The sequence below is a fragment of the Burkholderia sp. Ed8 genome (genome assembly GCF_040761425.1).
GTDB classification, from domain to species: Bacteria; Pseudomonadota; Gammaproteobacteria; order Burkholderiales; family Burkholderiaceae; genus Burkholderia; species Burkholderia seminalis.
Map to the genome: position 1 here is coordinate 1,909,365 of NZ_CP142885.1, position 19,261 is coordinate 1,928,625.

The window sequence follows — 19,261 nt, forward strand, 5'->3', positions numbered from 1 at the left end:
GTGAGGTTGGCCAGACTGCTTGGATCGCTTTACGTGCAGGTTCTGCTCGCGATGTTGCTCGGCATCGGCATCGGTCACGCATGGCCGGCGGCGGGCGCGATGCTCAAGCCCCTCAGCGATGCATTCGTCGGCCTGGTGAAGATGACCATCGCCCCGATCGTCTTTTGCACGATCGTCTCGGGCATCACGTCGCTGGCGGACGGGAAGGCCATCGGCCGCACGATCGTGCGGGCGCTGGCGCTCTTCTATCTGTTGACCGCCGCCGCGCTCGCGTTCGGGCTCGTCACCGCATACGTGCTGCAACCGGGCGCCGGCATGCACATCGATGTCCACCACCTGGACGCGAGCATCCTCGCTCCGTATGCGAAGCATGCGGAGCCGCGCGACCTCGTGGCGTTCGGACTCGGCATGATTCCGGACACGATGCTCGGCGCGTTTGCGAAAGGCGAAGTGTTGCCGGTGCTGCTGCTGTCGCTGTTGTTCGGTTTCTCGCTGAATGCGCATCCGCGGGCCGGCCGGCCCGTGCTTGCGCTGATCGACGGTGTCGCCCAGGTCGTCTTTCGCGTGCTCGGGATGATCATGCGGCTCGCGCCGCTCGGCGCATTCGGCGCGATGGCGTTCACGGTCGGCCGATTCGGCATCGGGTCGGTCGGCTCGCTTGCGAAGCTGATGGCGTCCTTCTACGTGGCCTGCGTGCTGTTCGTCGTGCTGGTGCTCGCACCGCTCGCGCGACTGCACGGTTTCGCGCTGTGGCGGCTTCTGCGCTACATGCGCGAAGAGTTGCTCATCGTCCTCGCGACATCGTCCACGGAGCCGGTCCTGCCGCGTCTGATCGTCAAGCTGGAAGCGCTCGGCTGCGAAAAAGGCGTCGTGGGACTCGTGCTGCCGGCGGGTTATTCGTTCAATCTGGACGGAACCGCGATCTATCTGACGCTCGCGGCATTGTTCATCGCGCAAGCGTGCGACGTGCCCCTCTCCGCGTCGCAGATCGCGACGATGCTCGCGATCATGCTGCTTACCTCCAAGGGAGCAGCCGGCGTATCCGGCAGCGGGCTCGTCGCGCTGGTCGCGACGCTCGCCGTCATGCCCGACCTGCCCGTCGCCGGGGTCGCGCTGCTGGTCGGCATCGATCGCTTCATGTCCGAGGCGCGAGCGCTGACGAGCGTGATCAGCAATGCCTGCGCGGTGATCTTCGTGTCGTCGTGGGAAGGCGCGTGCGATCGGACACGCCTGGCGCAGCGGCTCGCCATGGCCGGGCCGGCCTCCCCTGACGGGCCCGATCAAAACACGGCCACGCCAGATGCCGGCCGGCGGTGACGGGAAGGCGGTCTGACGCAGGCCTTCCCGCCGATCGGGCTCAATGAGCGGATGCGGAATCCAGCCCGGTCGATTTCACGTCGGCCTGCACGTCGGGCGACGCAAGATAGTCCAGTAGCGCCTTCGCTTCCTTCGGATGCTGCGCACCGACGGGGATGCCGGCAGCGAAGCGCGTGACCGACTGCAGCGATTCGGGAATCTTGCCGACGAAGGTCGCACCGGGGACGGGCAGCAGCTCGCTGACCTGCTGGAAGCCGATTTCATAGTCGCCGTTCGCGACGACCGACGCCACCGGAATCCGCGGGATCATCTTCGCCTTCAACTTCACCTGCTCCTCGATGCCGAGCTTCTTGAACAGTTCGCGTTCGATATACACGCCGCTCGCGCTGTCCGAATAGGCGATCGACTTCGCGTGCAGCAGCACCTGCTTGAGACCTTCTGCGGTGCTGATGTCCGGCTTTGCCGCGCCGTCGCGCACCACCATGCCGATGCGCGAGTCGGCCAGCTCGACGCGGGAGCCGGGGATGACCTTCCCTTGCTTGATCAGTTCGTCCAGCGCGTAGCCGACCATGATGACGGCGTCGGCGGGCTCGCCGCGCGCGAGCCGGTTCGGAATCGCCTGGGGCGCCTGGCCCATCGACGGGCCGAGCGCGGTGTCGAGCGTATTGCCGGTCGCGGCCGCGAAACGGGGGCCGAGCAGTTTGTAGGCGGCGGTGAAGCCACCCGAGCTCATCACGTGGAGCTCGGCCGCCTGTACGTTGGCAGCAAACGCCGAGGCGGCGACAAGCGCGGTGACGCAAAATTTCAGGAGCGGATTTCTCATGGTCGTGGTCATGCGAATTCGTGTGTGAGTGAAGTTCCGGATGGGCCGGACATCAATGCGCCGGCGTGAGCGTCGCCGTGCGGTGACGATAGAGCGCGAAAGTCGCAAGCAGCGCGCACACCGCGGCGAAGCTCATCCAGTAGCCCGGCGCGGCCTTGTCGCCCGTCATGTGGATGAGCGCGGTCGAGATGGCCGGCGTGAAGCCGCCGAATACGGCCGTCGCAAGGCTGTAGGCGAGCGAGAAGCCCGCGACGCGCACCTGCACCGGCATCACTTCGGTGAGCGCGACGACCATCGCACCGTTGTAGATCCCGTACATGAACGAGAGCCAGAGCAGGACGAGCAGCATGTTGACGAACGACGGCGCGTGAGCCAGCAGCGAGAGCGCCGGGTAGGCGGTCACGACGGTGAGCATCGTCATGCCGACCAGCAGCGGACGGCGGCCGATCCGGTCGGACAGCGCACCGCCGATCGGCAGCCATACGAAATTCGACACACCGACGCAAAGCGTCACGAGCAGGCTGTCGGCGGTGCTCAGATGCAGCACCGTCTTGCCGAAGGTCGGCGCGTACACCGTGATCAGGTAGAAGCTCGTGGTGGTCATCGCGACCAGCATCATGCCGGCGATCACGATGCCCCAGTTCTGGACCAGCGTACCGAACACTTCCTTCATGCCCGGACGATGCTTGCGAGCCTTGAACTCCTGGGTTTCCTCCAGGTTGCGGCGCAGCATGAAGATGAACGGGACGATCATGCAGCCGACGAAGAACGGCACGCGCCATCCCCACGATGCGATCGCCGATGCGCTCAGCCACTGGTTGAGCGCGAAGCCCAGGCCCGCCGCGACGACGATCGCGACCTGCTGGCTGGCCGACTGCCAGCTCGTGAAGAAGCCCTTGCGGCCGGGCGTCGCCAGCTCGGCGAGATAGACCGATACGCCGCCCAGCTCGGCACCCGCGGAGAAGCCCTGCAGCAGCCGCCCGATCAGCACGAGCGCGGGCGCCAGCAGGCCGATCGTCGCGTAGCCCGGCACGAACGCGATCAGGATGGTGCCGCTGGCCATGATCGACAGCGTGACGATCAGGCCCTTGCGGCGGCCGACCTCGTCGATGTACGCGCCCAGCACGATGGCGCCCAGCGGCCGCATCAGGAAGCCGGCGCCGAACACGGCGAAGGTCATCATCAACGACGCGAACTCGCTTTGCGCGGGAAAGAAGACATTGGCGATCTGCGTGGCGTAAAAGCCGAACAGGAAGAAGTCGAACTGCTCGAGAAAATTGCCGGCCGTGACGCGAAAGATCGCAGCGGCCTTCGAACGTTCGGCCGGAAGGCTGGACGAGGGGTGCATCTGGGTGTCTCCTGAAAAACCTGAAATACGCGGGAGGGGATGGTGGATTGTCGTTTTGTCGAATGTTCGCCCGGCATCGATCAAACGATAAGTGCGATTTTTGGAAGGATTGATGCAACAAGGTTATCAATCGGCGTGGCCTCGCCGGTTTCGGTCAGCGCCTGTCCGCCGAACGTCGCGCCGCACGGAGGCGGGACGTCACGATCCCTCGCTCGCCTCGTGCGGCAAGGCGTGCGAGCCGAGGCCGGCGCCGTTTCACCGCGCCGGTTCGGTATAGGCAGCCAGTTCTTCCGGCTTTCCGGACGGGAACGCATCCTTCAGGTGATCGAGAAATGCGGAAACGCGGACGCTCAGCAATCGCCGGGACGGATACAGCGCCCACAGCGCGATTTCGGGGCCCGGTACGTCGCCCCAGATGACGAGCGTGCCGGCGGCCAGATCGCCGCTCACGAGCGATACCGGGAGGCAAGCCGCGCCCAGTCCCAGACGTACCGTGTCGCGCACCATGGCCACCGACGACAGCCGGGCCACGGGCTCGATCGCGATGCGTGATGCTCCGGCGGGCCCCGTGACGTCCCATGCGGTGCGCCGGCCGTCGCCCCCGCGCACGACGGCCGGTACGGGTGCCTCGCCGGTGGGCCGCGCCAGCTCGGGCCTCGCGACGACGACGAGCCGGTCGCGCAGGAACACGCGCCCGATCAGGCTTTCGTCGGGGTCCGGGTTCACGCGGATCACGAGGTCGTACCCTTCCTCGATCATGTCGACGGGCCGGTCTTCCGTCGTCACCTCGAGCCGGATCTCCGGGTATTTCAGCGCGAACGTCGCCACCAGCTTCCCCATCGCGAACTGGGAAAAAAGCATCGGCGCGCTGATGCGCAGCCGGCCGCGCGGCCGCTCGCTCCCCGACGCAATCGCCGACGCGCTGTCCGCGAGCTCCGCGAGCAGCGTGCCCGTCCGCTCGTAGAGCGCGCGCCCTTCCTGCGTGAGCTTCACGCCGCGCGAGCCGCGCTCGAACAGGCGCAGCGACAGACTGTTCTCCAGCTCCGCGACGCGGCGCGACAGCGTCGCCTTCGGGCGCCCCGCCACCCGCGCGGCTTCGCCGAAGCTGCCATGACGGGCGACGAGATTGAAATCGGCGAGCGCAAGGAGGTCCATGTGTTCCACCAGTGAGACGATACGTCTATTTACCACACCTTCCGGATCGTTTGTGGATCACCTACCTTACGTGGGCAGGTCAACCCAACCGAAATTCCAGGAGCGAACATCATGACCATTCTCGTAACCGGCGCCACCGGCCGTGTGGGCCGCCAGGTCGTCCGTCAACTCGTCGATCGCGGCGTCGACGTGCGCGTGCTGGTACGCGATCCGTCCCGAGCCGACTTCCCCGCCGCGGTAACCGTCGCGCAGGGCGACATGCTCGACATCGACGCGCTTCGCACGGCCTTCTCCGGCGTACGCACGCTGTTTCTGCTCAACGGCGTAGCGGGCGACGAATTCACACAGGCGCTGATCGCGCTGAACCTCGCCCGCGAATCGGGGATCGAGCGCGTCGTCTATCTGTCCGTCCTGCACGCCGACCGTTTCGTGAACGTGCCGCACTTCGCGGTGAAATCCGGCGCCGAGCGGATGATCGAGCAGATGGGCTTCAGCGCGACGATCCTGCGGCCGGCGTATTTCATGGATAACGAATCGATGGTCAAGGACGTGATCGTCGAGCACGGCATCTACCCGATCCCGATCGGCAGCAAGGGCGTCGCGATGGTCGACGTGCGCGACATCGCGGAAGTGGCGGCACTCGAACTGATCCGCCGCCACGACGCGCCCGGCAAGCTGCCGGTCGAGACGCTCAACCTGGTCGGGCCGGACACGCTGACGGGCCCGCAACTGGCGGCCGTCTGGTCGGACACGCTCGGCCGCCCGATTGCCTACGGCGGCGACGATCCCTCCCCGTTCGAACACAACTTCGCGCAGTTCATGCCGAAATGGATGGCCTACGAAATGCGGCTGATGGCCGAGCGGTACGTCAGCGACGGCATGGTGCCGGAAGCAGGCGATGTCGAGCGGCTGACCGCGATCCTCGGCCGCCCGCTGCGGACGTATCGCGACTTCGCGGCAGCCCTCGTCCGCTGAGCGCGATACCGGGCCTTCAAGCTCCGTGCGGCCGTGCGAGCTGTTGCACGCGGGGAACCGGTCGCCGTGCCGGGCCGGTTCCCCGCGACCGCCATGCTGTCGGCGCCTCGGCAGCGGCCCGCCTCGTCAGAAATCGCCTCTGCCGGACTGTCTCGCGGCACCCGCGGCCATCGCACGACATGACCGATCTTCGCCGGATCGTCGCGCGGCGTTAGAATAGCGCCCCTTCTCATGGGAGACGACAATGTCCTGGTTCGTTTACGAAGTGCCCGAATATCACGAAGACGCTGCGCGCGTCGAGCCCTTCAGCGATCTGCGCAGCCGTGTGCTGGAAGTCGGTGGCTTCCCCATGGCGGACGAACTGGAAAGCGTGCGCGAGAACGCCGCGGCGACAGCGGACACGCCCGAGCGTCCCCTGCGGACGCCGGAAAATCCGCAGGTCTTTCCGATTCCCTACGCCGAATCCATGATCCTGGTCGGGTTCATCTTCGATCTGAAGCGCGAATTCCGGCAACTGGTCGTGTCGCCCGTCGAAATGCCCTGGCTGAAAGACGCGTAAAAGGCGGCCGGCGCGGAAACCGACGGGAGCGTCTTGTCTGCTCTGGCGCCCGGCCCGTCCGGATATCCAGCCAATGTTGCCGAATACCGCGCGTTGGGACGGGCGGCTTGCTCGTTGGCCTGAATCGACGCGCGATCGCGATGCCCGAAGACACCGGCGGAAGCGCCGGACGCGTACCCGAAATCAGTTCGACGATTGAGTGTGGCGACGACCGTTTGAATCCGCCCGGTACACCCGTCAAGGCTTCCGGTCGCTACTCGGGCAAGCGGCCATTACCTGTAGCACGAACCGTCGACGCGGTTGCCGGGGCAATGCCGCCGTGGGCGGTTTGTTAGCACCCCGAAGATCGGGCGCATGAACCGACGCGTCTATCGCGCGCGTGACGCAGCGCGTGCCGGTGTATTCGACTACATCGAGCGCTTCCGCCATCCGCACCGTCGACGGTCGACGCCGAACTTCGTCAGCCCGGCTCAGTTCGAGCGACGTATGACGGGCGAGTGAACCCGTCCGGGAGAACGGGGAAAGACCGCTTTCAGAAATCCACGACCGAAGCCCCGCTCACCTTCCCGTCGATGATGTCCTTGCCTTGCTGTCGTGCCGCACGCCGTGCCACTCCGAAATCGGAGAACGTGTGCGGCTGGTTCAGCCGGAAAACGCGGCTTGCGGGGGAGCTTGCTATCGAGGACGGACGGCATATGCGCACCGCAATGTCATACCCTTCGGCATAACGCGAATGCCTGTCGAAGCGGATGAACGTGCGGGCGAAGACAAGAGGATGAAGTTCGTACCCCTTGTAGAGAAGAAGCGGATATGTCGGCATGTTGGTGACTCCACAAGGGGAGACCCACTATACACGGAACAGGTAGCGCAGGGTGACGCAGATTTTCGAAGCGCGCCGACTGCAGGTACCCGCGCCCGCCGCGCGATGGTCGCGCTCTGGCGTGCCCGTGACATCGAGCCGAAGCTGCCCGGTCGCCTCTCGACGTGATGAGAAAACATCGAGCCCGCACGCCTCGTCGCGGCCGAAATAAAACGGTTGCGCGCCCGGCGATACGCGTATGATGGGTTCATCCGGGCCGTATGCGCGAACCGCCGACTCCCCCCTCCAGCTTGGGCCTTGCCATGGCTTGGGCACCGTATTTCCCAATCTCTTCAACTCGTCGCGCCGTGCGGCAGCTGCACCGCACAGAACCGGTTCTTGTACCGCTTTTCGGAATCCACGTGTTCTCGCCGGGCATCAAGTCGAGATGCAAATCTTAATCAAAAGGCGGCGAACATGAACTGGTACTGCGATGTGGAACGCGAGCTGGTCCATATCAGGCGAGCCATCGGGCTGCTTGAACGAGCACAGCACGCCTTCATCAACAAATCGTCTGTAAGCGATCCTGCATATTGGCGAGTCAGGCTCGACAAACTCCGCAGGCAATCTGATCGAAACAAGGTCCTTGAACTCCAAGTGGACGAGCTGCTAGGGCGCCTCGCGGGAATTCAAGGGGCGCGCTGCGGCAAATAGGCCCCTGTTTCGTCACCCGCCGACTTCAAACTCGGGAGCAACATCATGATCGACGCCAGCCCAAGCAACACGTTTCGACATCTCCCACTCTCGCCGGAGCAGGACACGGAAATCCGGCACTATATCAAGCGGAAAAAGCAAAGGGGCGAGCAATGGGATACCCCCGAGCTGGCAATGATGCTCGGAGACATGCTTGCCCCTCCGCCAAGCGACGATGATGCGCCGGAGCGTACCTTCGAGGAAACGAAACTGGCCTGCGAGTTTGCATTGGCATCGATCGACGAAGCCATGGAATCCGTTTCTGCAAGCGAGGAACGGCTCGCCGCGGTGGAAGCCGAGGAAATGAAGCACCGGTGACAGCGGTTTGCCGGCGCTCACGCGCCGTGCCAGCGGCTGGTCGATCACTCGCTGCGGCCCGAAGTCAGGTATGCCTTGATCCACGACGCCACGAGCGACGATTCGTGAAATCGCCCGGGCGTCGCCCTCCGGTGCGCGACCGGCGACTTTTGACCCATTTCGTCATCACCTCGAGCATGCGCGAGCTTGATCGATTCCAGTCGACCGCTCACATCCGCTTGTCCCCGCGCGTCAACACGGCACCCGCCCGCCAACGCCATTGCCCATCATCGTGCACCAGCGCTGGGTCTCTACCTGCGGCTGCGGATACGGCAATCCGGTCCGCGGATCGATCGAGTCGAGCGGATTCGGTCCCGGGGGATGGTTTGCCGCGTGCCTCGCGGCGGTCTCCGCCATCTGTTTCGCGGTCTCCGCACGTTGTCGAGCGAGGTCCGCCTTCTGCTCGGCATCCACTTTCTTCGTCATGGTCACCAGCCGTGCGAACTGCGGATCGCGAACATCCTGAAGCGGCGGGAAAGGCGGCGCAACCGGCATGAAGAGCACCGGACCGTCATATCTCGGCACCGCCAGTTTCGACGGCTTGCCGAAATCCGCGGCCATGCTGATCTCCCACATGCCGACGTTCATGCCGAGCGCATGCTCGTAGTGCCGGTTCACGTCCGCGATACCGAGCGGCCCGGACGGCGCGGGCAACGGCTGAAGAGCGGGCGGCAGCGTTTGCCGGGCGGCAGGATACATCGCGCGCACCCAGCTCACCGCGGCGACCGAGTATTGATAGAGCATCGCGTCGTACTTTTCCAGCACTTGCGCGCGACTATAGCCGCCGGGATTCTCGAACAACGGCTTGTACGCCGCGAGGCTATCGAGGTACCGCATGTTGTCGTTTCGCTGCTGGGCAACGAACTGCTGCTGAGGATCGGCCGGAGCGGACGAAGTCACGGCAGCGCATCCGGTGAGCAGGCTGGCGACGAATGCGACGCTCGCCGTCGTTCGTGGTGCCGACCGGGGTCGACGCAAGATATTGGGCATCGGGAACGCAGTGAAGAGTAGTGGAATTGTCGTGAACCGGCGATCTGCCGACGCCGGCGCGGCAGTCGCCGCGCTCGCCCTATTCTGCCCCGCCCCCTCGCCGTTCCCGGTGGATTTGCGTCTCGTCCTGGTGGATTCCGGCCTCGGGATCGCGGGCGCATGGGCATCCGCCGTTCGTCGAGCGGCACTGACATTCCCGCGAACGGTCTGGCATCAAGCCCGAACCCGCGGCTTCCTCCGTCCGCAGGCGCCGTCGCATCCGCGGCGCGCCTCCCGCCGATGGCGTCAATCCATGCCTCCCGGCAACGCCGACAACGTCGGCGTCCATCCGCCATCCGCAGTAGAATCCGCGTGATCAGCACCGAACGGCTTGGCCGCGCATCCCGCGCGCCGTGCCGCCGACGATCACGGGAACCCATGATCCTCAGCCGCCGCCCCGGCGGATATCTGCGGCGCTTCATCGACTCGGTGTGGGCCTCGTATCCGCCGTTTCCGATCCGAAACGAACATTGCCGCGAGCGCGTGCTGCCGACCGGCGCGGTCCACCTCGCGATCCGGCTCGACGCGGATCCGTTGCGCCTCTTCGATCACGCCGCCGACCAGACCGGCCGAACGATCGGCGTCGCCGTGATCGGCGGCCCACGGGCGGCCCCGTATATCAAGGACGTCGCCGTTCCGGTACCGACCGTCGGCGCGCTGATTCGGCCGGGCGCGGTCCGGCTCGTCACCGGTGTACCGGCATCGGCTCTCTACGGCCTGCACCTGTCGCTCGACGATTTGTGGGGCGCCGCCGCTTCCGGCCTACGCGACCCGTTCGGTTACGACTGATTGATCGGACAGACGATCGAAGCGGTCGAACCCGACGAAATGCAGCGGCGTTACACCGCGCTGCTGTCGGGCGATCAGTAGCAGGTTTGCGCCGCCCCCGCCCGACATTCGCGATGCACTGCCACCCCGGCGACATCAGCCGGTTTTTCCTGTGCGTGCCGACGTTGCACTTGAACCGCCCTGCGCCGGCCGAATCGTTCCTGGCTGCTGCCGTCGATGCCGGCTACGAACTCGGGCATGTGCTGCGCGACTACCCGCGGGTTCGCTATCGGCCGCTCGACTTCCACTCCCTGTGCCGGCAAAGCCTGTCCGTGCTCGACGACACGCTGCCGGCCGACCTGACGGGCGACATGCCGCTCGGATGGCGCGGCGCGCACTGGGCAGCCCTGCTGATCGCGCTATCGGGTGACGCGCGCTATCTGCCGCATCTGGACGAAGCCAGGCGCCATCGCGGTGTCGAATGGGCAGGCGAGCTTGCCGAGGCCGCGTCGTGCCCCGATGCGCGATCGTCGGCCTTCCGTTGCTGCCGATCGATCGTGCAGTTGCGCAACCAGCTCGCCGCGTTGCCGCGCGTCACCGTCCGGCTGCGACGCGGACTCACGCCCGACGCGCTCGAAGCCCGGGCGAGCGCCGTGCGGGCCGCGTATCGGAATGGCGGCCTCGACACCGCGCTGGCGATGGCCCGCCGTTAAGCGTTCGACGAACGATCACGCGCCCCCGGCTCGAACCGCCGGACGCCGCGACACACGTCCCGCTCCGGCCTGAATCCCCGCAGCCGCCCCCGAGATTCCATTCGATTTCGCAGAGGACCTTTCCTGTGCAACGCCTTAATCGACGGCCGCACGATCTCCAATAATGGCCGCTCGATCCGTCGGCCGGTACGCCGATGCGACCCGCCGGCCATCGCGCCGGATCAACGATAAAAACTCCTATGCACTCCTACCAGATGAACAAGCATGCCGGCGCATGCGTCGCGGGGACCGTCATTGCCGCCTGCCTGACCGGCATCGCACCGGGCATCGCGCACGCCCAGAGCAGCGTGACGCTGTACGGCCTGATCGATACGTCGATCACCTACGCGACCAACCAGCGCACGCAGGGCGCGGGATCGCCCGGCAGCGGCACCGTCGCGCTGACGAGCGGCGCACTGAACGCATCGCGCTGGGGGCTGCGTGGCCGCGAGGACCTCGGCGGCGGGATGGCCGCGGTCTTCGCGCTCGAGAACGGCTTCTCGGGCACGAACGGCAAGCTGTCGCAGAAAGGCGTCGACCTGTTCGGCCGTCAGGCCTGGGTCGGCGTGAGTTCGAAGACGGCCGGCACGTTCACCTTCGGCCGCCAGTACGACCTGATTCTCGACTTCGTGACGCCGCTCGGCGCGTCCGGCCCCGGCTGGGGCGGCAACCTCGCGGTCCACCCGTACGACAACGACGATTCGAACCGCAACATCCGCATCAACAACGCGGTGAAGTACACGAGCCCGACGTACCGCGGGCTGACGTTCGGCGCGATGTTCGGCTTCTCGAACACGGCCGGCCAGTTCTCCAACAACGCGGCATGGAGCGCGGGGGTGTCGTATGCGAACGGGCCGTTGAAGCTCGGCGCCGGCTACCTGAAGATCAGCCGCGACCGCAATGCGCCGAACCCGGACGGCGCACTGAGCACGGCCGACGGCTCGGCGACGATCACGGGCGGCAACCAGCAGATCTGGGCGATGGCCGGACGTTATGCGTTCGGGCCGCACTCGGTCGGCGCCGCGTGGTCGCACTCGACCACCGACGGCGTGACGGGCGTGCTTCAGGGCAGCAACATCGCACCGCTGAAGGGAGAATCGCTGGTGTTCGACAACTTCACGGTCGACGGCCGCTACTTCGTCACGCGTGCGCTGAGCGTCGCCGCCGCATACACGTACACGATGGGCCGCTTCGACACACGCACGGGCCAGACGCGCCCGAAATGGAACCAGGTCGTCGCTCAGGCCGACTATGCGCTGTCGAAGCGCACGGACGCCTATCTCGAAGGCGTCTACCAGAGCGTGAGCGGCGGTAACGGCAATCCGGCGTTCAATGCGACCGTCTGGACGCTGACGCCATCGGCGAACAGCAACCAGGTGGTCGTCGCGCTGGGGCTGCGGCACAAGTTCTGACGAGGCGGCGGCGGACGGCATCCCGCACGCCCGATCGCCGTGAGCCGCGCGATCAGGCCGCACAAAAGCGCGACCTGATCGCTGTGGCTCGGCTCACCGCGCGCGGCGGGCGGGAACAGGAATGCCGCCCGACTGTCGCGTTTGCGCAAAAAATGCGAAGAAACTGGTCACGATGTGACATTTTTCCTAATCTGTTTGCAGCGACGCCGTATTTCGGCGTTCCGGCCGCAACACTCTTTCATCTGGCGCACCACCGGCTTACGAACCTGCATCACGTCGACGAAGCCGACCCTTTCGCGCCATGGCGGCCGGACAGCTGCGTGCAGCCCGCACGCGCCGCGCTTTCAACGCAGTCAACCGCTGGAGACGAACGATGAGCAAAATGAACCGATTTGCGGTCCTGTCAATTTTCGTACTGCTGGCGGGTTGCCACAACGCGGCGAAAACGCCCGAGAATGCCGGCGCGGCGCCCACGCCTTCGAGCGAAGCCGTCGCGACGGTGTCTGCCGACGAGCTCGACAATCCGAACGGCCCGCTTGCCAAGCGCAGCATCTACTTCGATTTCGACCAGTACACCGTGAAGCCCGAGTTCCAGTCGCTGCTGCAGGCGCACGCCGACTACCTGCGCAGCCATCCCGCGCGCCGCGTGCTGATCCAGGGCAACACCGACGAACGCGGCACGTCCGAATACAACCTCGCGCTCGGCCAGCGCCGGTCGCAGGCCGTGTTCAGCGCGCTCCAGACGCTCGGCGTCCCGGCCACGCAGCTCGAGGCCGTCAGCCTCGGCAAGGAAAAGCCGGTCGCGCTCGGTCACGACGAGGATGCGTGGGCGCAGAACCGCCGCGCCGATCTCGTCTATCGTTGATCCACCGCCGCGCGGGCGGCATTCGCGCCAAGCGAAGGCAACGCACGCCGCCGGCCGCAGTCGCGGCCGCGTGGTGCCGTCCGGCTTGCCCGGCTCATGCGCGTCACCGCGCAGGCGCCCGTCGCGCGGCACGTCGCCTTCAACGCCGCCGTTCGAGCCGCCGGTGCAGCCAGTGCGACATCACCGCCGACGTCACGATCGCATCGAGCGTCGCGATCGCGTTGATGTCGCCCACCTTGTCGGCCTTGATCATCCAGGCCACGAGCAGGACATAACCGATCATCGCGCCGGCGCCCACGATCGTGCCCAGCAACACGAACCAGCGCCGCCGGACCTGTGGGCCGATCGCGCCCATGATGCCGCCGGTCGCCATCGCCGGCAGGAAGTAGCCGAACACGAACGACGCGAAGAAAATCAGCGGCACCATGCCGGCGCTGACTGTCAGCACGTGCCATGACGGGCCGTCGATCAGCGACCATGCGATCAGCATCACCGCCGGCCAGACGAGCGACGCGACCAGCGGGCCGCCGATGGCAAACGACAGACAGCCGAATACGGCACGGCGGGACAGGCGCGAGGAATGGCGCGGCGGGCGCTCGACGGTAGCACTCATGGTTCTTGTAGTCGGAATCGGAATGGCGGCGTGCCGGAGTGTACCAAGGCGACGCCCGCCGCCGTCGATCCGGCCGCTTCGCGCACGGCGATAGGCAAAAACCATGGAATAAACGCCCCGCCCGACGCGTTTCGTCATCGCGCAGACGCGTGGTTCATGCGAACCGGCCTGTCCGGCAGCCTGCGCGCTGCAAGGAGATCGCGATGAAATCGGCAACCTTGGCCGCGATGCTGATCGCGGCGCTGATGCTTGTCCTGTCGGCGGGATGTACGTCGTCGGGCAGCGGCGTGTCGCAAGGACCCGGCATGAGCCGCTATGGCGGCTCGGGAGGAAGCGGAGGGGGCGGCGGCGGCGGTTATTGAAACGCCGCCGGAAAAGGGGCGGGGCATCGCGCGCGAGCGCCGGAAACCGGCTGCCTCGCGCACGATGCCCCGCCCCGGGCACGACTTAACGCATCGCCTTCACGTCGGCCGGCGTGACGCTCGCGGGCTGGCCGCCCCACGTCGCGCGCAGGTAGTTCGCGAGCTGCGCGAGCTCGTCGTCGCTGAGCGTACGCGCGAAGCCCGGCATCGCCTGCAGGTTTTCGAAGCCGGCGAACTTCTGCTCGTCGATGCCGTCGAGCATCGCGACCAGCAGGTTGCGCGGATCGCCCTGGCGCACCGTCGAGTTGCCGTTCATCGGCACCGCGACGTGCGGCTTGCCTTCGCCGTTGAAGCCGTGGCACCCCGCGCAGACCGCCAGATACACCGAGCGGCCCGCCGCAAGCTGCGCGGCATCGGCGGACACCGGCTTCACCGGTTGCGGCGCAGGCGGCGTATCGCCGAGCAGGTACACCGACAGCGCGCGCAGGTCGTCCTTCGTCATGTATTGCGTGCTCAGGTGCACGACCGGATACATCTCGCCGAACGCCGAGCCTTGCGGCGCGATGCCGACGCCGAAGAACGTCTGCAGGTCGGTGCCCGTCCAGCCGCGCGCGGCAAGGCCGGCCGGCGTGATGTCGGGCGCGGCCACGCGGCCGAGCGCCGCGCCGGCGAACGGCTTCGCACCGTCGAGCTGGCCCGTGAACGCACGCGGCGTATGGCATTCCGCGCAGTGGCCGAGCGCGCCCGCGAGATAGCGACCGCGCTGCCAGTCGGCGGATTGCCCGACCGACGCGTCCGGCAGGCTGTCCTTCAGGAACACCATGTCCCAGAAGACCATGCCGAAGCGCAGGTTGTACGGGAACTTCAGGTCGTGCGCGCGGTTTTCCTGCGCGACGGGCTTGACCGTCATCAGGTACGCGTACATCGCATCGGCATCGGCGCGCGTGAGCTGCCGGTACGACGTGTACGGCATCGACGGATACAGGCGCTTGCCGGGCGCCTTGCCGTCGTGCAGCGCGGCGTAGAAATCGTCCGCGCTCCAGCTGCCGATCCCGTGATCCTTGTCGGGCGTGATGTTCGAGCCGTAGAACGTGCCGAACGGCGATTCGAGCGCCGCGCCGCCGGCGAACGGCGCGCCGTCCTTCGCGGTGTGGCACGCCGCGCAGTCGGCGGCCTTGACGAGATAGCGGCCGCGCGCGACCTGGTCGGCGCCGGGCGCGCCGGTAGCCGCGCTCGGGACCGGCGTGTCGTGGCCGCCGCACGCCGCGAGCAGCAGCGCGCAGGCCGCCGCGAGCGCGGGCAGGCCCGCGGCCCGCACGACACGAAAAGCGAATGTGCGTTTCATGCGGCGTCCTTCACGAGTCCCGGCGTCGTCAGCACCACGTCCTTGACGGCTTCGTAGTAACGGACATAGCCCGTGCAGCGGCAGATGTGCGCGTCGAGCGCCTCGGTGATCGTGCGCTCGACGTCGGCCTTCGCGATCGGCTCGCGCTTCAGGCGTTCGATCAGCACGGTCGCCGCGTTGACGAAGCCCGGCGTGCAGTAGCCGCACTGGAAGCTGAAGTGCTCCAGGAATTTCTGCTGGACCGGCGACAGCTCGACCACTTCGCCGGCTTCGTTGCGCTTCGCGTGGCCTTCGATCGTGCGGATCGAACGGCCGTGGAAGAAGTGCGCGCCGGTGATGCAGGTGCGCATCTCCTCGCTGGTGCCGTCCGGCTTGTCGACGATCACGACGCATGCGTGGCAAATGCCCTGCCCGCAGCCGAGCCGCGAACCGGTGAGACCCGCGTACTCGTGCAGGAACTCGATCATCATCAGCCCTTCCGGCACCTGCATCGGGCCGACGGACTTGCCGTTGATATTGACCGACAGCGGCTTCTGCTGGAACCGGACGAGCGGCCGCTCGACGGCGGCCGGCGCAGCCGGCGCGGCGGCAACGGATGCCGGTGCGGCCGAAGCCGCGGCCGGTGCGGAAGCGCCGGTCGCAGCCGCGCCGGCGCTCGCGGCCGAAGCCGCGGTTTGGGCGGTCGTCATGCGAGCACCTCCTGAATCTTTTGCGGGGTCACCGGCAGGTCGGTGAAACGATGGCCGATCGCGTGCGCGATGCCGTTCACGATCGCGCCGACGACGGGAATCATCACCACTTCCGCGACGCCCTTCGGCGGATCGGTCTCGGACAGCGGCGGCAGCACGTCGCCCGTTTGCGTCCACACGGCGACGTCCGACGCGCGCGGCAACTGATAGCGGTTGAAGTTCCACGTGCCGTTGCCGGGGCCGTCCTCGTAGAGCGGCAGGTACTCGTGCAGCGCATGGCCGATGCCCATCGCGAGGCCGCCCTGCAACTGGCCCGACACGAGCTGCGGCGAGATCTGGTTGCCGCATTCCATGATCGAGTGGTGCGTGAGCAGCTCGACCTTGCCGGTCGCTTCATGCACGGCCAGCTCGACGAGCGTGCCGACCGCCGTGTAGTACGTGACGGCCGCGTTGTTGCGGCTCGTCGGCGGGATGAACACGCGCTTGCGGTCCAGCACGCGATAACCGTTCGCCGTCGGCGCCAGCGTGCCGTGCATCGCGGTCGCGCCGGCCGGCGCGGCGGTGCCCGGCACCGGGCCGCTGTCGGCGCCCGTCTTCGGCGCGCCGACACGCAGCGACAGCCCGTCGATCGGCAGACGTTCAACCGTGCCACCCACTTCGAACTCGGCATCGGTCCACTGCCAGCGATTGAACACGTGCACGACGGCGCCGGTCGGCAGGCCGAGCGCATGCGCCTGCTTCGCGAGCTGTTCGAACGTCAGCGGCTCGAGGCCGTCGGCGGTCAGCTTGCCGTCGACCCAGCGCGCGTCCTCTATACGAATCGTGTACGGCGCGGCCTGGCCGCCGCCGAGGCCGCGCGTCCAGATCGACATCGCGGCCGGCCACAGGCCGTAGCGGAACACCGCACGTGCGGCTTCGCGCGTGCTGTGCGTGAAGTAGTACGCCGAGTTCGTCGCGCTCGACGGCGACGCGTAGCCCGGCGACCAGCGCGGGTTCGCGCTCAGGCGATCCTGGTCGGCCTGCGACATCAGGTACGGACCGCCGCTCGTCTCGACCGGCAGGTCCGGCCATTCGGTCACGGCCACACGCACGTCCGTCGCCGGACGACCGAGCCATTTCGCGACCGCGACGGCCTGCGACGTCGACATCCCGGTGCCGATCTCGGCCGCCGTGTGCTGCAGCGACACCTTGCCGTTCTCGTCGAACTCGACCTTCGCGAACGACGCTTCCGCGCCCGTGCCGAAATCCTTCTGCACGCATGCGAAGCCGACGCCGTAGCGCTGGCCCGGGTGCGCCGCCTCGAATTCGGCCTTGCGCGCGACGCGACGCGTCCACAGCGGATGCTGCCTCGCGCGCTCCAGCACCTCGTCGACGCGCAGCGCGCCGGCGGGAATCGCCCCCTGCGTGTTCTTCATCCCCGAACGCAGCGCGTTGCGCAGACGAAAATCGATCGGATCGATGTTCAGCTGCGCGGCGATCTCGTCGACGGCCATCTCGGTCGCGGCCATGCTCTGCAGCGTGCCGTAGCCGCGTGCGGAGCCGGCGTCGATCGCGCGCGACGCGATCGCGACGGCGGCGAGGTCGCTCTTCGGGAAGTAGTAGATCGATTGCGCGGCCGTGGCGCCGACCATCGCGACCGACGGCGAGAAGTTCGAGCGCCCGCCGCCGTTCGCCTCGAAGTCGCCCTTGAACGACTGCAGCAGGCCCGTGTTGCGGTCGACCGCGATCCGGTAGCGCATCTTGAACGCGTGACGCTTCAGCGACGTCTGGAACTGCTCGTAGCGATCGTTCGCGAAACGCACCGGACGCCCGTCCGCGTACAGCGCGCAGACAAGGCCGTAGAACGGCACGTTGAAGTGATCCTTCGAGCCGTAGCCGACCGTGTAGCACGGATGCACGAACAGCTTCTTCACCGGGAAGCGGCATTTCGCGACCATCGCGGCCGCGTTCTCCGACACTTCGAGCGGCGACTGCGTCGGCACGACGAGGTGCAGCGCCTGCGTCGCGGCGTCGTACCAGCAGTTCGCGTTGTCGGGTTCGAGCGCGGCCGTGTCGACCGACTGTGTGTTGTATTCGCGCTCGAACACGAGCCAGTCGGCCGACGGATGGTCGAGCTCGCCGGCGATCTGCCCGGCCAGGAACATGCCCTGCTCGTCGAGCTTGCCGTGCTCCTTGCCGTCCGGCCACACCGGCAGGTGCTTGCGCATCATGCTCGGGAAGATCGGCGCGTCCTTCAGGCTCGAATAGACATCGTCGTCATAGGCCGTCTTGCCGCCCACGCGCACGTAGCGGAAGGTCCCCCACGGGTCGCGCTCGAGCGGGCCCGTGACCGCGCCGTAGCGGATCACGTCGTCGCGGAACTTGAGCGCGTTCTTCGCGAAACGGAAGCGCGCGAATTCGTGATAGATGAGGATCGCGACCGCATGACCGAGGTACGCGGGCGTCTTGCCGGCCGGCAACAGCATGTCGTCGCCGTAGAACGCCGGGAACGCGACGCCGTCGCGCGCGAGATCGTCGGCCGTGACCACGCGGTCCGGCTTCAGGTCGTCGCCGAGCAGCGACAGGTCGAAACCCTCGTACGCACGGTCGGCCTGCGTGACGCGGAGGATCAGCGCATGCGACTGCTGCTGCGGCCAGTGCGGCATGTCGGCGGCGCGCACGTCGCGGGCGAACACTTTCGCGCCCGTGACCTTCGCGATGCCGTCGATGCGGAATTGGGGGATGCCGGTGACGCTATCCCATTTGACAGGGGTGAGGAGTTTTTCTTCGAAGAGCGCCGCGAATGCGCGGCTGCCGAGGGGCGCGACATACACCGCGACGCCCGCCAGCACGCTGGCTTTCAGAAAACCCCGCCGTGACAGGCCGTGGTTTTTCATTGGGGGGAACCTCCTGATGCGGCTCGGACGGCGATCGGGTGTCGCGACGTTCGGAGCGGCGCGCATTCTGGCATTGTTTTAGATATATCGCCTATAGTATTTCCCGCATGAAATACTTATTGAATTTCTTATAACGGGATTCAGCCGGACTGTGGCGGGCGGTCGCGGCGCACATTCGTCCGCGTCGACCGCGGGTTCGCTCCGGCCCCGGCCATCCTGGCGGCATGCGGCAAGCATGCGCGATGCATCGTTCCGCTCGCAGCGATGCGGCCCGCGCGCCGGCGAATGCGCAAGACTTTCGCAGGCAGCGCTGACGCCCCACCTCCGACGCGGTGCGCGGTGCTGCCGGCCGGCCCGCATCGCGCATTTTTCATGGTAATGTCGTGCGCATCCGGCACCGGCCGGTGCTTCCGCCACGTGCCGTGCGGGCACCGCCAGCCATCGCGACATCGTGTCGAGGTAAA

Annotated in this window: 18 protein-coding genes and 2 pseudogenes; 11 read left to right on the top strand and 9 right to left on the bottom strand. The window is 66.8% G+C overall.

Annotation, left to right across the window (positions count from 1 at the left end; genetic code table 11):
• Positions 1-1,317, top strand: a complete 1,317-nt coding sequence (gene dctA / locus VXM69_RS08765; protein WP_049034044.1) for a C4-dicarboxylate transporter DctA — start codon at positions 1-3, stop codon at positions 1,315-1,317.
• A 40-nt stretch (positions 1,318-1,357) separates the two neighbouring features.
• On the opposite strand, the gene VXM69_RS08770 is transcribed toward dctA, so the two are convergent.
• The 3 genes from VXM69_RS08770 to VXM69_RS08780 all read right to left on the bottom strand — a co-directional run bounded on the left by VXM69_RS08770 (position 1,358) and on the right by VXM69_RS08780 (position 4,643).
• Positions 1,358-2,140, bottom strand: a complete 783-nt coding sequence (locus tag VXM69_RS08770; RefSeq protein WP_367188429.1) for a substrate-binding domain-containing protein — start codon at positions 2,138-2,140, stop codon at positions 1,358-1,360.
• Between the two features lie 52 nt (positions 2,141-2,192).
• Positions 2,193-3,488, bottom strand: a complete 1,296-nt coding sequence (locus VXM69_RS08775) for an MFS transporter (protein WP_034191358.1) — start codon at positions 3,486-3,488, stop codon at positions 2,193-2,195.
• A gap of 255 nt (positions 3,489-3,743) precedes the next feature.
• On the bottom strand, positions 3,744-4,643 hold the full coding sequence (locus VXM69_RS08780; protein ID WP_200088405.1) for a LysR family transcriptional regulator: 900 nt from the start codon (positions 4,641-4,643) through the stop codon (positions 3,744-3,746).
• A gap of 111 nt (positions 4,644-4,754) precedes the next feature.
• Between VXM69_RS08780 and VXM69_RS08785 the strand changes: the two genes are divergently transcribed.
• The 3 genes from VXM69_RS08785 (at position 4,755) to VXM69_RS08795 (ending at position 6,678) form a co-directional block, all read left to right on the top strand.
• Positions 4,755-5,618, top strand: coding sequence for an NmrA/HSCARG family protein (locus tag VXM69_RS08785; RefSeq protein WP_034191356.1), 864 nt, complete (start codon positions 4,755-4,757; stop codon positions 5,616-5,618).
• A 244-nt stretch (positions 5,619-5,862) separates the two neighbouring features.
• Entirely contained in the window at positions 5,863-6,177 is a 315-nt protein-coding gene (locus tag VXM69_RS08790; protein ID WP_034191355.1) for a hypothetical protein, read from the top strand.
• A 354-nt stretch (positions 6,178-6,531) separates the two neighbouring features.
• The gene (locus tag VXM69_RS08795) at positions 6,532-6,678 is read left to right on the top strand and encodes a hypothetical protein (protein ID WP_154233829.1); all 147 of its coding nucleotides are present in this window, start codon (positions 6,532-6,534) and stop codon (positions 6,676-6,678) included.
• Between the two features lie 31 nt (positions 6,679-6,709).
• On the opposite strand, the gene VXM69_RS08800 is transcribed toward VXM69_RS08795, so the two are convergent.
• The gene (locus VXM69_RS08800; protein WP_080288006.1) at positions 6,710-6,997 is read right to left on the bottom strand and encodes a hypothetical protein; all 288 of its coding nucleotides are present in this window, start codon (positions 6,995-6,997) and stop codon (positions 6,710-6,712) included.
• Positions 6,998-7,735: 738 nt separating this feature from the next.
• On the opposite strand from VXM69_RS08800, the gene VXM69_RS08805 reads away from it, so the two are divergent.
• Positions 7,736-8,047, top strand: a complete 312-nt coding sequence (locus VXM69_RS08805) for a hypothetical protein (RefSeq protein ID WP_367188430.1) — start codon at positions 7,736-7,738, stop codon at positions 8,045-8,047.
• 231 nt (positions 8,048-8,278) lie between these two features.
• Here the strand turns inward: VXM69_RS08805 and VXM69_RS08810 are convergent, their stop codons facing one another.
• Positions 8,279-8,986, bottom strand: a complete 708-nt coding sequence (locus VXM69_RS08810) for a hypothetical protein (protein ID WP_226252167.1) — start codon at positions 8,984-8,986, stop codon at positions 8,279-8,281.
• A gap of 507 nt (positions 8,987-9,493) precedes the next feature.
• On the opposite strand from VXM69_RS08810, the pseudogene VXM69_RS08815 reads away from it, so the two are divergent.
• The 5 genes and pseudogenes from VXM69_RS08815 to pal all read left to right on the top strand — a co-directional run.
• Positions 9,494-9,829, top strand: a pseudogene (locus VXM69_RS08815) (DUF6597 domain-containing transcriptional factor); the annotation flags it as partial.
• 48 nt (positions 9,830-9,877) lie between these two features.
• Positions 9,878-9,985, top strand: a pseudogene (locus VXM69_RS08820) (VOC family protein); the annotation flags it as partial.
• Positions 9,986-10,017: 32 nt separating this feature from the next.
• Complete coding sequence (locus VXM69_RS08825) at positions 10,018-10,596, top strand: hypothetical protein (protein ID WP_367188431.1); 579 nt, start codon at positions 10,018-10,020, stop codon at positions 10,594-10,596.
• 239 nt (positions 10,597-10,835) lie between these two features.
• Positions 10,836-12,047, top strand: coding sequence for a porin (locus VXM69_RS08830; protein ID WP_082744611.1), 1,212 nt, complete (start codon positions 10,836-10,838; stop codon positions 12,045-12,047).
• A 373-nt stretch (positions 12,048-12,420) separates the two neighbouring features.
• Positions 12,421-12,912, top strand: coding sequence for a peptidoglycan-associated lipoprotein Pal (pal, locus tag VXM69_RS08835; protein WP_034191351.1), 492 nt, complete (start codon positions 12,421-12,423; stop codon positions 12,910-12,912).
• Between the two features lie 139 nt (positions 12,913-13,051).
• On the opposite strand, the gene VXM69_RS08840 is transcribed toward pal, so the two are convergent.
• Positions 13,052-13,663: a hypothetical protein gene (locus tag VXM69_RS08840; RefSeq protein ID WP_367188432.1), complete on the bottom strand. Its 612-nt coding sequence runs from the start codon at positions 13,661-13,663 to the stop codon at positions 13,052-13,054.
• Between the two features lie 65 nt (positions 13,664-13,728).
• Here VXM69_RS08840 and VXM69_RS08845 point away from each other — a divergent pair, with 65 nt between their 5' ends.
• Positions 13,729-13,887 carry a hypothetical protein gene (locus VXM69_RS08845; RefSeq protein ID WP_167361899.1) on the top strand — a complete coding sequence of 53 codons (159 nt, stop codon included), beginning with the start codon at positions 13,729-13,731 and terminating at the stop codon, positions 13,885-13,887.
• Positions 13,888-13,972: 85 nt separating this feature from the next.
• On the opposite strand, the gene VXM69_RS08850 is transcribed toward VXM69_RS08845, so the two are convergent.
• The 3 genes from VXM69_RS08850 to VXM69_RS08860 are packed head-to-tail and all read right to left on the bottom strand — an operon-like array spanning position 13,973 to position 18,797.
• A complete protein-coding gene (locus VXM69_RS08850) occupies positions 13,973-15,232 on the bottom strand; it encodes a c-type cytochrome (RefSeq protein ID WP_367188433.1) in 1,260 nt (419 codons plus the stop codon).
• Entirely contained in the window at positions 15,229-15,921 is a 693-nt protein-coding gene (locus tag VXM69_RS08855) for a (2Fe-2S)-binding protein (protein WP_069704748.1), read from the bottom strand. The genes VXM69_RS08850 and VXM69_RS08855 overlap by 4 nt, the downstream gene beginning before the upstream one ends.
• Positions 15,918-18,797 (bottom strand): xanthine dehydrogenase family protein molybdopterin-binding subunit, encoded by a 2,880-nt coding sequence (locus VXM69_RS08860; protein WP_367188434.1) that lies wholly within the window; start codon positions 18,795-18,797, stop codon positions 15,918-15,920. Before VXM69_RS08860 ends, VXM69_RS08855 begins: the two co-directional genes overlap by 4 nt.
• Positions 18,798-19,261: the final 464 nt, after the last annotated feature.

Excerpts from the sequence above, each read along its gene's own strand:
- VXM69_RS08770 (WP_367188429.1), bottom strand. The coding sequence starts at position 2,140 with ATGAGAAATCCGCTCCTGAAATTTTGCGTCACCGCGCTTGTCGCCGCC.
- VXM69_RS08775 (WP_034191358.1), bottom strand. The coding sequence starts at position 3,488 with ATGCACCCCTCGTCCAGCCTTCCGGCCGAACGTTCGAAGGCCGCTGCG.
- VXM69_RS08780 (WP_200088405.1), bottom strand. The coding sequence starts at position 4,643 with ATGGACCTCCTTGCGCTCGCCGATTTCAATCTCGTCGCCCGTCATGGC.
- VXM69_RS08785 (WP_034191356.1), top strand. The coding sequence starts at position 4,755 with ATGACCATTCTCGTAACCGGCGCCACCGGCCGTGTGGGCCGCCAGGTC.
- VXM69_RS08790 (WP_034191355.1), top strand. The coding sequence starts at position 5,863 with ATGTCCTGGTTCGTTTACGAAGTGCCCGAATATCACGAAGACGCTGCG.
- VXM69_RS08795 (WP_154233829.1), top strand. The coding sequence starts at position 6,532 with ATGAACCGACGCGTCTATCGCGCGCGTGACGCAGCGCGTGCCGGTGTA.
- VXM69_RS08800 (WP_080288006.1), bottom strand. The coding sequence starts at position 6,997 with ATGCCGACATATCCGCTTCTTCTCTACAAGGGGTACGAACTTCATCCT.
- VXM69_RS08805 (WP_367188430.1), top strand. The coding sequence starts at position 7,736 with ATGATCGACGCCAGCCCAAGCAACACGTTTCGACATCTCCCACTCTCG.
- VXM69_RS08825 (WP_367188431.1), top strand. The coding sequence starts at position 10,018 with ATGCACTGCCACCCCGGCGACATCAGCCGGTTTTTCCTGTGCGTGCCG.
- VXM69_RS08830 (WP_082744611.1), top strand. The coding sequence starts at position 10,836 with ATGCACTCCTACCAGATGAACAAGCATGCCGGCGCATGCGTCGCGGGG.
- pal (WP_034191351.1), top strand. The coding sequence starts at position 12,421 with ATGAGCAAAATGAACCGATTTGCGGTCCTGTCAATTTTCGTACTGCTG.
- VXM69_RS08840 (WP_367188432.1), bottom strand. The coding sequence starts at position 13,663 with ATGACGAAACGCGTCGGGCGGGGCGTTTATTCCATGGTTTTTGCCTAT.
- VXM69_RS08845 (WP_167361899.1), top strand. The coding sequence starts at position 13,729 with ATGAAATCGGCAACCTTGGCCGCGATGCTGATCGCGGCGCTGATGCTT.
- VXM69_RS08850 (WP_367188433.1), bottom strand. The coding sequence starts at position 15,232 with ATGAAACGCACATTCGCTTTTCGTGTCGTGCGGGCCGCGGGCCTGCCC.
- VXM69_RS08855 (WP_069704748.1), bottom strand. The coding sequence starts at position 15,921 with ATGACGACCGCCCAAACCGCGGCTTCGGCCGCGAGCGCCGGCGCGGCT.
- VXM69_RS08860 (WP_367188434.1), bottom strand. The coding sequence starts at position 18,797 with ATGAAAAACCACGGCCTGTCACGGCGGGGTTTTCTGAAAGCCAGCGTG.